General features: G+C 46.2%; 16 protein-coding genes. 1 reads left to right on the top strand and 15 read right to left on the bottom strand.

Going from position 1 to position 13291, the window contains the following annotated elements; genetic code table 11:
• Positions 1-2: 2 nt before the first annotated feature.
• Together ACR1R9_RS07055 and spoIVA are read right to left on the bottom strand one after the other, a co-directional pair.
• Positions 3-1100: a sugar ABC transporter substrate-binding protein gene (locus ACR1R9_RS07055; protein ID WP_076288932.1), complete on the bottom strand. Its 1098-nt coding sequence runs from the start codon at positions 1098-1100 to the stop codon at positions 3-5.
• 217 nt (positions 1101-1317) lie between these two features.
• Complete coding sequence (gene spoIVA / locus ACR1R9_RS07050) at positions 1318-2796, bottom strand: stage IV sporulation protein A (RefSeq protein WP_076288931.1); 1479 nt, start codon at positions 2794-2796, stop codon at positions 1318-1320.
• A gap of 456 nt (positions 2797-3252) precedes the next feature.
• On the opposite strand from spoIVA, the gene ACR1R9_RS07045 reads away from it, so the two are divergent.
• Positions 3253-3642: a tautomerase family protein gene (locus ACR1R9_RS07045; protein WP_433921450.1), complete on the top strand. Its 390-nt coding sequence runs from the start codon at positions 3253-3255 to the stop codon at positions 3640-3642.
• Between the two features lie 151 nt (positions 3643-3793).
• On the opposite strand, the gene ACR1R9_RS07040 is transcribed toward ACR1R9_RS07045, so the two are convergent.
• The 13 genes from ACR1R9_RS07040 to ACR1R9_RS06980 all read right to left on the bottom strand — a co-directional run bounded on the left by ACR1R9_RS07040 (position 3794) and on the right by ACR1R9_RS06980 (position 13274).
• The gene (locus tag ACR1R9_RS07040) at positions 3794-4567 is read right to left on the bottom strand and encodes a hypothetical protein (protein ID WP_076288930.1); all 774 of its coding nucleotides are present in this window, start codon (positions 4565-4567) and stop codon (positions 3794-3796) included.
• A gap of 36 nt (positions 4568-4603) precedes the next feature.
• Positions 4604-4957: a 2Fe-2S iron-sulfur cluster-binding protein gene (locus tag ACR1R9_RS07035; RefSeq protein ID WP_076288929.1), complete on the bottom strand. Its 354-nt coding sequence runs from the start codon at positions 4955-4957 to the stop codon at positions 4604-4606.
• A gap of 16 nt (positions 4958-4973) precedes the next feature.
• A complete protein-coding gene (locus ACR1R9_RS07030; protein WP_076288928.1) occupies positions 4974-5591 on the bottom strand; it encodes a hypothetical protein in 618 nt (205 codons plus the stop codon).
• Between the two features lie 83 nt (positions 5592-5674).
• On the bottom strand, positions 5675-5854 hold the full coding sequence (locus ACR1R9_RS07025; protein WP_053780676.1) for a DUF2768 family protein: 180 nt from the start codon (positions 5852-5854) through the stop codon (positions 5675-5677).
• Positions 5855-6025: 171 nt separating this feature from the next.
• On the bottom strand, positions 6026-6301 hold the full coding sequence (locus tag ACR1R9_RS07020) for a stage VI sporulation protein F (protein WP_024630680.1): 276 nt from the start codon (positions 6299-6301) through the stop codon (positions 6026-6028).
• 99 nt (positions 6302-6400) lie between these two features.
• Entirely contained in the window at positions 6401-7441 is a 1041-nt protein-coding gene (locus ACR1R9_RS07015) for an NAD(P)H-dependent glycerol-3-phosphate dehydrogenase (protein WP_433921453.1), read from the bottom strand.
• The gene (gene plsY, locus ACR1R9_RS07010; protein ID WP_076288925.1) at positions 7434-8057 is read right to left on the bottom strand and encodes a glycerol-3-phosphate 1-O-acyltransferase PlsY; all 624 of its coding nucleotides are present in this window, start codon (positions 8055-8057) and stop codon (positions 7434-7436) included. The genes ACR1R9_RS07015 and plsY overlap by 8 nt, the downstream gene beginning before the upstream one ends.
• An 11-nt stretch (positions 8058-8068) precedes the next feature.
• Positions 8069-9391 carry a ribosome biogenesis GTPase Der gene (gene der / locus ACR1R9_RS07005; protein ID WP_024630683.1) on the bottom strand — a complete coding sequence of 441 codons (1323 nt, stop codon included), beginning with the start codon at positions 9389-9391 and terminating at the stop codon, positions 8069-8071.
• A 184-nt stretch (positions 9392-9575) separates the two neighbouring features.
• Positions 9576-10790 carry a 30S ribosomal protein S1 gene (gene rpsA, locus ACR1R9_RS07000; RefSeq protein WP_433921454.1) on the bottom strand — a complete coding sequence of 405 codons (1215 nt, stop codon included), beginning with the start codon at positions 10788-10790 and terminating at the stop codon, positions 9576-9578.
• Between the two features lie 144 nt (positions 10791-10934).
• The gene (locus tag ACR1R9_RS06995) at positions 10935-11522 is read right to left on the bottom strand and encodes a lysophospholipid acyltransferase family protein (protein ID WP_063566752.1); all 588 of its coding nucleotides are present in this window, start codon (positions 11520-11522) and stop codon (positions 10935-10937) included.
• On the bottom strand, positions 11519-12223 hold the full coding sequence (cmk, locus tag ACR1R9_RS06990; protein WP_063566751.1) for a (d)CMP kinase: 705 nt from the start codon (positions 12221-12223) through the stop codon (positions 11519-11521). The genes ACR1R9_RS06995 and cmk overlap by 4 nt, the downstream gene beginning before the upstream one ends.
• Positions 12224-12335: 112 nt before the next feature.
• On the bottom strand, positions 12336-12551 hold the full coding sequence (locus ACR1R9_RS06985) for a hypothetical protein (RefSeq protein ID WP_433921455.1): 216 nt from the start codon (positions 12549-12551) through the stop codon (positions 12336-12338).
• Between the two features lie 69 nt (positions 12552-12620).
• On the bottom strand, positions 12621-13274 hold the full coding sequence (locus ACR1R9_RS06980) for a flagellar brake protein (protein WP_076288922.1): 654 nt from the start codon (positions 13272-13274) through the stop codon (positions 12621-12623).
• Positions 13275-13291 lie beyond the last annotated feature (17 nt).

Raw genomic sequence — 13291 nt, 5'->3', positions numbered from 1 at the left:
TTTTATTTAGCAGTAACTCCGTATTCCGACATCCAATCCTTGATTCCCTGTGTACTTCCTCCCCAGCCCTCAACATACTCGGACAGCTCTGAAGTGGAGATTTGTTTGTCTGGCAGCGCATCGCGCTGTACATAAACCGGGTTGAGAACCACTTGATCCTCTGTCTCATCCCCATTCAGCTTCTGGTACGCATAACGAACCTGAACACGTCCAATGTCTGTTGGATCAACCGCTGCGGAAGCTACCCAAGGATTTTTCGGATCCTGGATCATCTGCAAATCTTCATCACTCATGTCAATACCATATACCTTGATCTCATCACGTCCTGCTTGCTGAATGGCACGTGCTGCACCTTTAGCGAACTCATCCCAAGCAGTCCATACCGCCGTGATTTCACCTTTTGGATATTGTTTCAGAATCGCTTCCATTTTGGCTTGCGTATCCAGCGCTGGATTCTGTGCTGAACCAAACGTTGCAATCTCCTTAATGTCCGGGTTCTCTTTCAGGAACTTGCCATAAGCAATTTGACGACGTTCCATTGGTGCAAAACCGGCTACCCATACTTTTACGATATTGCCTTGTCCGTTAATATCTTTTTTCATTTGCTCCAGCGTAAGCTCAGCCATCTTCTGATCATCCTGGGACAACACTGTTGCTCCCGGAACGCTAATGTCTGCATCGAACACAACAACCGGAATGTTTTGTTCTACTGCCTTTTTCACGCCCGGCGTCAGCAAGGAATCCCCATGATCCGTTAGAATGGCATCGAATTTCTGGTTAATTGCGCTATCGAGCAACGATACCATTTTGGCTTTATCATTATCGGCGACAAACGTAGTCAGTTGTCCACCGAATTTTTCGATTTCTTCTTTAACCCCTTGCACATATTGCTGCGAGAACGTACCTGTGTTAAATTCCATAATCAGTGCAATTCGTTTTCCACTGAGTGGGCCTGTTACTGCTTCGGTTTGAGGCTTGTCCTCTGCTGCGCCGGAAGCTGTAGTTGAAGCAGGTTCTTTTTTAATTCCGCAAGCGGACAGCGCCAATGTAAATACAAGCAGCACACTCAACCATACCCATTTTGTGTTTTTCCCTCTCATCTCTTTCTCCCCCTGTTCACACTCTCTGTGATCTCGATCACAATAGTTGAATATTAATATAACGGCTAATCCCTAGTATGTAAATGGGTTTTAGTAATTTAAAGCTAAAACTCGCTAAGTTTTTATCCGGAACTAAAGTATATTATCCAGTTCATCCAGAATCATGTAAATTAAACAAGAAAAAGACCGCGAGGGGTACCCCTACGGCCTTTTGGACTTACAGAATTATAGCGATTAATCCACCGGAACCTTCGTTAATAATACGTCCCAGCGTCTCTTGCAATTTATATCGTGCGTTGTCTGGCATCATCGCAATTTTACCCTGAATGCCTTCTCTCACGATGGAATGCAGTGAACGACCGAACATATCTGAATCCCATACCTTGATCGGATCGTTCTCGAAGTCCTGCATCAAGTATCTCACCAGTTCCTCACTCTGTTTTTCCGTTCCGATAATCGGTGCAAACTCCGATTCCACATCGACCCGGATCATGTGAATGGATGGTGCGGTTGCTTTCAGGCGGACGCCGAATTTGGTACCCTGCCGGATGAGTTCTGGTTCATCCAATGCCATTTCGGCGAGGGATGGAGCCGCGATGCCGTAGCCAGTCGTTTTGACCATCTCCAGCGCCTCAGCGAAGCGATCATACTCCCTCTTCGCATGGGAGAATTCCTGCATCAATTGCAGCAGATGATCTTTACCTCGAATTTCAATACCAACAACTTCCACGAGGATCTGATCATATAGTTCATCCGGTGCATACAGATCGATTTCTGCCACACCTTGCCCCATGTTCATACCACTCAGACCGGCTCGGTCGATGAATTCGTATTCCATGAACTGAGCAACTACCCGATCCACGTCACGCAATCTGCGGATATCCTTAACCGTATCGCGAACGGAATTTTCATAGTTGCTGCGCAGCCAGTGATTTTCATTCAGCACCATCACCCAGCTCGGCAAATTCACATTCACTTCATGTACAGGGAACTCATACAGCACTTCGCGAAGTACACCTGTCACATCATCTTCAGTCATTGTAGCTGCACTGAGTGTCATAACCGGAATGTCATACTTGGCAGCAAGCTCACTTCGCAACTGCAGCGCTTCTTCACTGCGAGGGCGAGTGGAGTTGATCACCAGTACAAACGGTTTGCCTACTTCCTTCAGTTCGGCTATAACGCGTTCCTCTGATTCCACATAGGAACTCCGGGCAATCTCAGCGATTGTGCCATCTGTTGTGACCACCACACCCAATGTGGAATGCTCCTGAATGACTTTGCGTGTACCAATTTCGGCAGCTTCCTGGAAAGGAATCGGTTCTTCAAACCAAGGCGTGGAGATCATGCGTGGTCCATTCTCATCCTCGTATCCCTTGGCTCCTTCCACTGCGTAGCCTACACAATCCACAAGGCGCACATTGACATCAAGTCCCTCGGCGACCTTGATTTGAACCGCGTTATTCGGTACGAATTTTGGCTCCGTAGTCATGATTGTTTTGCCAGCTGCGCTCTGTGGCAGTTCATCCACTGCCCTCCCGCGGTCTGCCTCGTTTGTGATGTTTGGCAGTACAATCGTTTCCATGAAACGTTTGATAAATGTTGATTTACCTGTCCGGACTGCGCCGACAACCCCGAGATAGATATCCCCTCCGGTCCGCTCGGCAATGTCCTTAAAAATGTCCACTTTCTCCAATGAAATCCCCTCCCTAAATTACTCCGAAGGAAAAATGCTAAAGAGCATCCGCTTCGTTTTTTCAATCAGAAGACTGAAATCCCTGCAACGGTAGAGCCGCCTTTGTGAGTGCCCGGAAGTCGTCCGCCGCCGAACGTTGCATTCTGATGAAACCGGCGAAAGCGGCGTTAACTCGTACATGCAATTGGACTAGTATCATCTTATGTATCCGTATGCAGCATTATGACGCGTATTTTTTGTTTTTTTCTCAAGGTAGTTGCCTTAAGAGAATCGCCCCGCTCTCGGACTGCGCGTCTTTATTTCAATCTACTTTATGAGCGTGCCGAAGCTTTTATGCCGGTTCGTTGATTTCGTTTTCGTGGTACCGTTCAAGCCGTGCAGAAGGTATACTGTGAGGGTAAGGCATTTTTTAGCAGAGAAGAGCAGAGATAATGAGATGAGAAAGGTGAGATGAGCATGGCACAGATCAAAGTATATGGACTAGGTGAGCACCTGAACCCATTGAAAGCGCAGCTTTCACAAGTTATACACTCCGTTATGGTGGATGTTGTGGGATTACCGGAGAACAAGAAGTTTCAACGTTACTTTCCCATGGAAACGGATGATTTTCTTTTTCCCTCTGATCGTTCAGCAGCATATACCATTATTGAAATCAGCATGTTCGAAGGCCGCACAGATCAAGTCAAGAAAGAACTCATTCAGCAATTATTCACACGAATGAATGAACAGTTGAAGTTATCACCTAATGATGTGGAGATCACCATATTTGAAACACCGCGTATTCATTGGGGTATTCGGGGGTTACCCGGCGATGAACTTGACTTGAGTTATAAAGTGGAGGTCTGAACAACGTAATCTGAATATAGTTTATGGTCCTTATGATGTGAACTATAAACCAACATACAAGAAAGAGATATTCCGTGATGCGGAATATCTCTTTTTTTACCTTAAGGATAATCATTGATTGCATGCATTCGAATCGAATTAACGTTCATTATTACTTTTTTGCAACCGGGGTATTATTCTGCCAGGTATAGGCGACCGATTTTACAGGGACAAAGTAAGAATGCTCCAGCAAGAATTCACGCATATCTTCCACTTTTGTTGGAGCATTATCTGACTTCTCTACAGCCTGCATAATGTCAAAAGCATAATCCACATAGACATTGCCCTCGTCATCCATCATGAAAGGCAGTTCCTGACCCGAATATACACTATTCAGTGTAACCGCTGGGGCACCTGCCTGTGCGGCTTGTTCCATATCTACAGCGTATAGATTCGGATACAATTCTTCCCCACTTGGCAGTTGATTGTTATGTACGGACTTGTACTGGTTGACCATTCGCTGAACATCATTTACTTTCTGTACGGTTTGAAGATCCATGACTTTGACTGTCGGGTTCACTTCTTCATCCTGAATGAGAAAGTAAGCGCTCCCACCACTTTCAAACGCAGTGCCGGGTATTTCATCCAGATACCCCTGCTGTTTCAGCTTGGACAGATCTACTCTGAATTTTTCATATTTCGGTGTTTCTATATCTGCATTGACCATGGGCAAAATCCCCTGATCCTGTTGGAATGCTTCTACCGCAGTTTGAATACGGCTTACGCTTTCCCTATAAGCTATTTTGGGATCAGGATTACTCTGGGATTGATACATACACCCCGTTGCTGTAAAAGCAAACAATAGGAACAAGAGTAGACAGGACATCTTCTGCAAATGACGCCTCTGCCCTCTTGGTTTCGCGACCTTCGCCATATTCTCGTTCATCCGTATCCTCCTTGAAATCGTTCCACTCAGGTATTCTTAGAACCAATCGTCCTCTTCCTGCTGTTGACGCTCCAATTGTTTACGAATCGCTGCCTTCAGCGGGTCCTCCGGAACATGAACCATCACCGATCCCCGCACCTTTGCCTGACATGACAACCGAGTACCTGCATCCAGCAGCGAACCTAGCTTACGCTTCTCCGCATCTGTTGGTGGATGAAGCGCTGCAAGATGTTCCGAATCTACTTTCACCTTACACATGAGACAGGCTGCCTTTCCATCGCATCGCGTTGCAATTTTCACCCCTGCACGACGTGCAGCATTTAGCAGTGTTACACCCGGCTTTAGCCGAATCGTTTTATTTTGCGGTAAAAATGTAATATTGTAATCCATCATTCTTCCTCCCAACCTATTGAGGCCATTCGAAGCCAACAAGCTCTTCCACTTCTGCTCTGAATCGGCTTGTCCATATATTTTGCTTCCCCAATAAAGTCATTAGAGGTTGATGTGATTCGGGCATCTGCTGGATCTGTCTTGCAATGGGTTCATAACGATCAGCACGGCCTCTCATTAGATTGAACAACAGTTCATGAGCAAGCGGCATTAAACGCAATGTGTAAGAACCCACTTTGGCTTCAGGTGCATACTTGGCCAATATATGCTCAATTTCAATGCGGTACCAACTTTTACGTGACCACACTTCGAAACCACCAACCAGTTCCAACGCACAAGTCCCTACCTGATAATGACTGAGCAGCGAGGCATAAGGTCCAGTTTTATCTACGACAGGCTCGTCCAGCACCATTCCAGGCGCAGATTTATGAAGCAACTTCGCGGCGGTGATGTCAGCGTAAACATCAATATCTCTGGGAGCCTGCTGTAATTCCACCTGTTGGAGCAACAACCCACAGCTTCCCCCAAGCAGCCACGTATAAGGCTCTGCATCCCAAGCTTTCGCCGTTTCCAGCAAAGCCGCTTGTAATTCTGGATAGCGCTCTATCCGATCCTCCGTTTCATGCGACCTCATCGGCTCACCTTCCCTTCATCCGTTTTCGTTGTGTCAGTTCTTATGATGTGTTTATGCGGATGTTATCTCTCAGGCGAGAAAGATCAGGTCAGAGAAGCTATTCCGCCGAAGAAGCCAATCAGCATAATGAGAAAAGCAATTAAAGAAAGAATCCCCCGTACAATACCTTTCGTTTTGGATCGAGCAAACGTAATCAGGAATACAGATAGTCCCATAATAAGGATTGCGACCAATGAAAGCCACATCTTGTCCATCGCGTTCATAATCCAGAGTTCTCCCCTTCAGTCCGTTATTCATCACTGACACTGTGACAATTGCAACTATTATAACACGAAACATTGCTCAGCTTTCCAAAAAAAAAGACAAAAAGCAAGCCGGCAGATGCCGACTCGTCTTTTTGTCTTGCCTGATCGCCTGCACGCAGGCGCGATCTATTATTTTTTCATCATCATTTTCATTAATGATTCCATACTGTTTGGGTTTAATCCGCTTTTTTTGACGGCACTCACGATATCCTGAACTGTATCTTCAGATACTGGCACTTTTGCCATGGCGGATACTTGCTTGATCAGTTGGCGCAATTGAGCTTCATTCTGCATGGTGGACGGTTTTACTGTACTCGCCAATTTCTTGACGGCACCTTCCGTAATCGATTTCCCTGTTTTTTTGTTGATCGCTTTCAGCGCTTCCTTGGAAATGTTGTTAGCCATTCGTCTCCCCTCCTCCGGCAATACTCATGTGTATAATATGAGTGCACCGCAAAAAAGGTGAAGAAGCTTCTCATTTCGGGAAAGCTGCCTACGCTACCATCAGGAATGCCACTGCTCCCATGTTTCAAGCGTCATGACTTCCATTTCGGTCTTGGGATCACGTCCCATCAAAGCTTCAACCGCATCCCGCGGCTGTCTCTCTTGAAAAAGAACGTGATAAAGCTGATCTGCAATCGGCATTTGCACACCGTATTTCTGAGAAATAAAGTGGGCGGCCTGCGTGGTCCGAATACCCTCCACAACCATGCCCATGGAATTCAAAACATCGTCCAGCTTCTGTCCTTTGCCCAGCAAGGAGCCAGCTCTCCAATTACGGCTGTGCTGACTGGTCGCAGTCACGACCAAATCACCGATCCCTGCGAGTCCAGAGAACGTGAGCGGATTCGCTCCCATCTCCACACCGATGCGTGTGATTTCAGCAAGCCCGCGTGTTAACAACGCTGCTTTGGCATTGTCACCAAAGTTAAGCCCGTCTGACATACCAGCTCCCAGCGCGATAATATTTTTGAACGCTCCCGCCAGTTCTACACCGATCATATCTCGATTCGTGTATACACGGAAATAAGCATTCATAAATAAACCTTGAGCCGCCTCGGCAGAAGCTTTATCCAGTGATGCCACAACAACCGTCGTTGGGCAACGCTTAACCACTTCTTCCGCATGGCTTGGACCAGAAAGTACAACGACACGGCCTTCTTCACATTCGAGTTCTTCCGAAATGACCGTGGACATACGTTTCAGACTTTCTGTCTCAAAACCCTTGGTTGCATGAATGACTAACATTTCCGGTTTGTAATAGGCCTTAAGCTGATGTGCAACCGAACGCATCGCCGATGATGGAGCAACAATTAACACAGCAGAAGCCCCTTCAACTGCCGTCGCCATATCCGTGGTTGCCTGAATACGAGGTGACAGCTCTGCATCGGGAAGGAAGCGTTGGTTTGTATGTTTATTATTGATCTCTGCGGCCTGGTCTTCACCACGTGTCCACATGATCACATCCAGTGTATTGGCAGCCAATACACTGGCAAGTGCAGTACCCCAACTGCCAGCAACCAGAACAGCAACTTTTTTAGACAACGCGTTTTCCCCCTCCAGGGTTTTTCGATCCCAATTTATTTTCCTGTCCTTTGGCGAGCTTCGCAATATTGGTACGATGTCTCCAGAACGCAAACAGACAAATAATCAGACTTCCCCAGAAGATACTCATCGAATATCCGGGTAACACAAGGATGAAGAGCGGTGTCAAAGCTACAAAAATAAGGGAACCCAATGAAACATATCGTGTCAATACGATGGACAGGATCGCAAATACCCCGGCGCATAGCGCAGGAATAAGTGCAAGAGTCACGAGTACACCAATCGCTGTCGCAATTCCTTTTCCTCCACGGAAACGGAAGTACAGCGGCCAGTTATGTCCTGCAATGGCAGCTATACCACTAAGTGCAGGAATCCAATCGGAACCATTGCTGAACCAAACCCCAATCCAAACGGCCGCAATACCTTTGAGTACATCCAACAGCAGTACCAGAATTGCTGGTCCTTTACCCAATATCCGCAAAGTATTGGTAGCCCCTGCATTTCCGCTTCCGTGTTGACGGATATCGATCCCCCGTAGTGCTTTTGCAAGGAGGACACTAAAGCTGATTGAACCGAGCAGATAGCTCAGTACAATCGCTGCGATTTGTAAAATCACAAACTTCTCCCCTAACCTTCGTCGGACTTCCTCCGAGTAAATATGCGAATTGGCGTCCCTTCAAAATCAAACGCTGCACGAATTTTATTCTCCAGGTAACGTTCATAAGAAAAGTGCATCAATTCCGGATCGTTCACAAAAATAACCATGGTCGGAGGTTTAACTGCAACCTGAGTCACATAGTTGATTCTCATTCTGCGTCCTTTATCTGTTGGTGGCGGATTAATCGCCACTGCATCAGACACTACATCGTTAAGCAGATGCGTCTGAACACGCATCGAGTGTTGCTGGGCCACACGCTGCACCACAGGCAACAATTTTTGTAAGCGTTGTTTTGTCTTGGCTGACAAAAATACAACCGGAGCGTAAGTCATAAACAGGAAATGATCCCGAATTTTTTTCTCAAACTCATTCATTGTTTTATCAGACTTCTCTACAACGTCCCATTTGTTCACAACAAACATGGAGGCTTTGCCTGCTTCAAATGCATAACCTGCAATATGCTTGTCCTGCTCGATAATGCCTTCTTCACCATTAATTACAATCAGAACAACATCTGCACGCTCAATGGCACGCATCGCACGCATCACACTGTATTTCTCCGTGGTCTCATAGACTTTACCACGTTTACGCATACCTGCTGTATCAATCAGCACATAGCGCTGACCGTCTTTTTCAAACGGTGTATCGATCGCATCCCGCGTCGTACCAGCAACATCACTGACAATAACACGTTCTTCGCCCAAAATGGCATTCACCAATGAAGATTTACCCACGTTAGGACGTCCGATCAGAGCTACACGAATGACATCGTCATCGTAAGTCTCTTCCTCAAGTTCAGGCAATTTCTCAACGATGGCATCCAGCAAATCACCTACACCTGTACCATGACTTCCCGATACTCCGATTGGATCACCAAATCCAAATCCATAAAACTCATAAATGAGCTCACTGCGCCCGATATTATCCACTTTGTTAACGGCTACAACGATAGGCTTACCTGAGCGGTACAACATCTCTGCGACTTCTTCATCAGATTGCGTAATCCCTGCTTTTGCATCACACATGAATACAATAACATCCGCTTCTTCAATGGCGAGCTCTGCCTGCATCCGGATTGATTTTAAAATGACGTCCTCGCCGTCGATTTCGATACCACCTGTATCGATAATGCTAAATGGTTTACCGTTCCATTCGCCGATTCCGTAGATACGGTCACGGGTAATGCCCGGCTTGTCTTCCACAATGGCCAATCTGTCGCCGATGATCCGATTAAAAATGGTGGATTTGCCCACATTCGGTCGCCCGACAATTGCCACAACGGGTCTTGCCATACATTCCACTCCTCCTGTCCATACTTACGATAATCATCATAGCAAAAAACGCCTGTCTTGGCTAACGTTTCATGCCGTTATACTCGCAATAAAAACAATCGGCGAACCCGCTGGGGCTCGCCGATCTTGCTTTTATTGTTCAGCAAAATATGCAGTATATAACTAAGAACCATGCATGTATAACTTATTTGAATTTGCTGAGTTTGTCACCGAAGCGCTCGCCGAGCGTGATGCTCAGACCTTGATTGCTCAAGGAAACGTTCGGGTTGTTGATTTCTTCACGTGGAGCATTGTTTCTTGCAGGTCTTTCTGATTTTGGCGCTTGAGCAGGAGCTTCTTCAGTTTCCTTGATGCTCAGGCTTACACGTTGCTCAGAAGGATTCATGTCCAAGATTTTAACTTGAACTTCTTGTCCTTCTTTCAACACTTCGTGCGGAGTGCCAATATGTTTGTGTGAGATTTGCGAGATATGCACAAGTCCCTCAACACCAGGAGCGATTTCAACAAAAGCACCGAAGTCAACCAGACGTTTTACAACACCTGTTACGATTTCGCTAGAGTTGAATTTGTCGCCAGCTGTTTCCCAAGGACCTGGTTGAACAGCTTTCATGCTCAGGCTGATTTTACCTTTTTCAGGATCAACTTTCAGCACTTTTACGTTTACTTTATCGCCTTCGGACAGAACGTCCGATGGTTTGTCAACGTGTGTCCAAGCCAGCTCGGATACGTGAACCAATCCGTCTACTCCGCCAACATCAACGAAAGCACCGAATTGAGTCAAACGTTGTACCGTACCTTCGATAACTTGACCTTCTTGCAAACCAGCCATAACCGTAGCTTTGTTTGCTTCGAATTCTTGCTCAAGTACGTCTTTTTGGGAAAGGATCACTTTGTTATTCTCACGGTCGATCTCTTTCACTTTAACACGCAATGTGCGTCCTTTGTAATCGCTGAAATCTTCAACGAAATGGCGCTCTACCATGGAAGCCGGGATAAATCCGCGTACGCCCACGTCTGCTACCAGACCGCCTTTAACAACGTCAGCTACAACAACTTCGAATACGTCTTGGTCTTCAAAATGCTTTTGCAATTGATCCCAAGCGTTTTCGCTGTCGATTGCACGTTTGGACAGAACGAGTTTTTCTTTCTCGTCGTCGATGCTAAGTACTTTAGCTTCAACTTCTTGTCCAACTTCAACTGCATCAGACGCGCTGTCTACGTGTAGGGAAGACAGTTCACGAATTGGAATTACACCGTCATATTTATATCCAATGCTCACATAGGCTTGGTTATCTTCCAATTTGACGATGGTTCCTTTTACGGTATCTCCTTTTTTCAAGGAAACGAATTGATCCAACTCATCTTGGGTTGCTTCTTGATTTTTCATTTCTTCCGACATGTCAAATACCCTCCTCAATTCAAAAACCCCATTATATTCAAACCTGCCTGTAGCAGAGTTCAAAACACTTTCAGAACTAAATGCATAGCTTAGCTTCCCACAAAAAAATGGAAACATGCACTCAGTTGTTCGACGTCACCTTACTCACTTGCTCGGTACGCCCGTTTGCACCATTTCATTAATTTTGGACATAATCTTCTCAGTCGCTCTTTCCAGCGCATCGCCGGAAGGATCTTCCTTGAACTCGTCCAAATTCACCGGTGCTCCATAAACAACTTTCATCTTACGAAAAACCTTGTAGTTACCGATAATAGCAGTAGGAATAACAGTAGCACCACTTCGGAGAGCGAAGCTCGCTGCCCCTTTTTTGCCGATGCCTCCATCATTGTGTCGGCTTCCCGAAGGGAAAATGCCCAGCACTTCACCACCACGCAAAATGTTGAGTGAGGTCTTGATGGATTCCTTGCTGACGCCTCCACGTTTAACAGGGAAAGCGCCTACGGCTTTGATAATTCGGCCAAAGACCGGAATATCAAACAATTCGCTTTTGGCCATGAAGCGCACCTGACGACGAATCTTGATACCAACCGTTGGAGGATCAAAGTTACTGATATGATTGGAACATAAAAGTACGCCGCCTTCTTTCGGGATGTTCTCCCGTCCAACTGCCTCCAGGCGGAAAAGAATGGTGTAAATGATCCGCAGTAATGTGCTGCAAAATGTGTAAATCATAGACCGATCTCTCCTCTGACCATTGTGCAATAAGACACGATTTTGTCAACCACTTCATGGATGCTCATCTCGGTTGTATCGAGCACTGTAGCGTCCTCAGCACAACGAAGCGGGGAAATTTCCCGACTTTCATCCAGTTTGTCACGGGTGGCAATGTCTCGCTCAAGTTGCTGCAACGTCAGTCCTTCTGAGGGGTCCAGTTCTTTGAAGCGGCGAAGTGCACGCTCTTCCACACTGGCAGTCATGAAGATTTTCACTTCCGCGTCGGGCAGTACTGTCGTTCCGATATCGCGTCCATCCATGACGACGCCCTTGCGCAAAGCCATTTGCCGCTGTGTATCCACCAATTGCGTACGCAGCCCCTCGATTTGCGCATATCGGGACACGATTCCCGTCACTTCACGGGAGCGGATTTCCGAGGTTACATCTTCCCCATTACAGAACACTTTCTGTCCGTCGGGATCCGGTTGTAAATCAATGACCAGCTTTTGGGTTTCCTGAAGCACCTCTGGCACATCTTCCGGTGAAATACCTTTTCGAAGCATATGCAAGGTTACCGCACGGTACATCGCGCCAGTATCGACGTATATATACGCGAGCGCCTCTGCAACCAATCGGGCCACCGTGCTTTTCCCGGCACCGGCAGGTCCGTCAATTGCGACGTTCATTTTCCCGTTCTCTGATGTGTTCTGGCTTGCCAACGGGGCATTCCTCCTCAAACGATAAGCCTCAATAAAAAAACAGGCATTGCCTGCATCGTCAAAATTATACCACACTATACACATGGATGCAAAAACAGACAAATCCTTAATGCTATTGTTCGTGTACCGTTTGCATCTGAATTGGTGTTCCTTCCAGACGATCAATGGAGGTCATATTCTTTTTTATATTAGGCACAAGAAGTAATAATTGATAAAACACAAGCAGAATAAGAAGAGCTGTAATCAGCTTCAGAGCCCTTCTTTCCATTCGCTTGGATAAAACATAATATAGGCGCTCGTATCTGCGGGATGCATGGCGATTGTTCACAAGCAGAACCTCCGTTTTTCCATTACAGTGCCCAGCATTGTCCATTGCTATACCAGACAATTATCCTCTTTATTTCGATCGATAATCCAATTGCCGTTCAAAACAAAACTTGATGATCTTCTGCCTTTCCGAATCCGTAATCTGCACAAACTTTAACATGCATAGCTGTCTGCCTGTTTCCAGTGTTTTGATACGTACCACTTCAGCTTCAAAATTAGCATGTTCAATTGCTGCATTCCGATAAGGAATAAGCAACCAGCATTTCAGCTTCTGCCCTTCCGCAATAGCAAAATTGGGTTCTCCATAAATGGACAATCCCCCGCCGCCAATATCTTCAGTCAAGCCCACTGCACGGGTCAAATCTTCACCCTGGATGGCCATTTCAAGGTTTGCATGAACACGAAGAAAACTGCGACGCTGGATTTTGGTAATGTCGTCCGGCAACGGCTTGCGAATTCGTACTAGCCGTACTACATCTTCCTCAAATCCGGTCACATACGTGTTGAAATAATGACGAACCCCGTCTTCCGTAATATAAGAAATGGACAATTCTTCACCAAAAAACAACCGTTTCAACCGGCTGCTTCCCTGCTGCATCGGAACTTCGATCAGAAAACTATTGTCATCCACATCAGCTATACGTGATTTATATTCTTTGCTTTCCTCTTTTTCATCTGCAGAGGCAATCTGGATGTATAAAACTTCATTTATTTTGGGAAACAAGCTGTTCACCGCCACCT

Source organism: Paenibacillus taichungensis, assembly GCF_050994985.1.
Lineage (GTDB): Bacteria > Bacillota > Bacilli > Paenibacillales > Paenibacillaceae > Paenibacillus > Paenibacillus taichungensis.
Note: the sequence above shows the minus strand (reverse complement) of the source record. Positions and strands in the feature narration are given on the sequence as shown.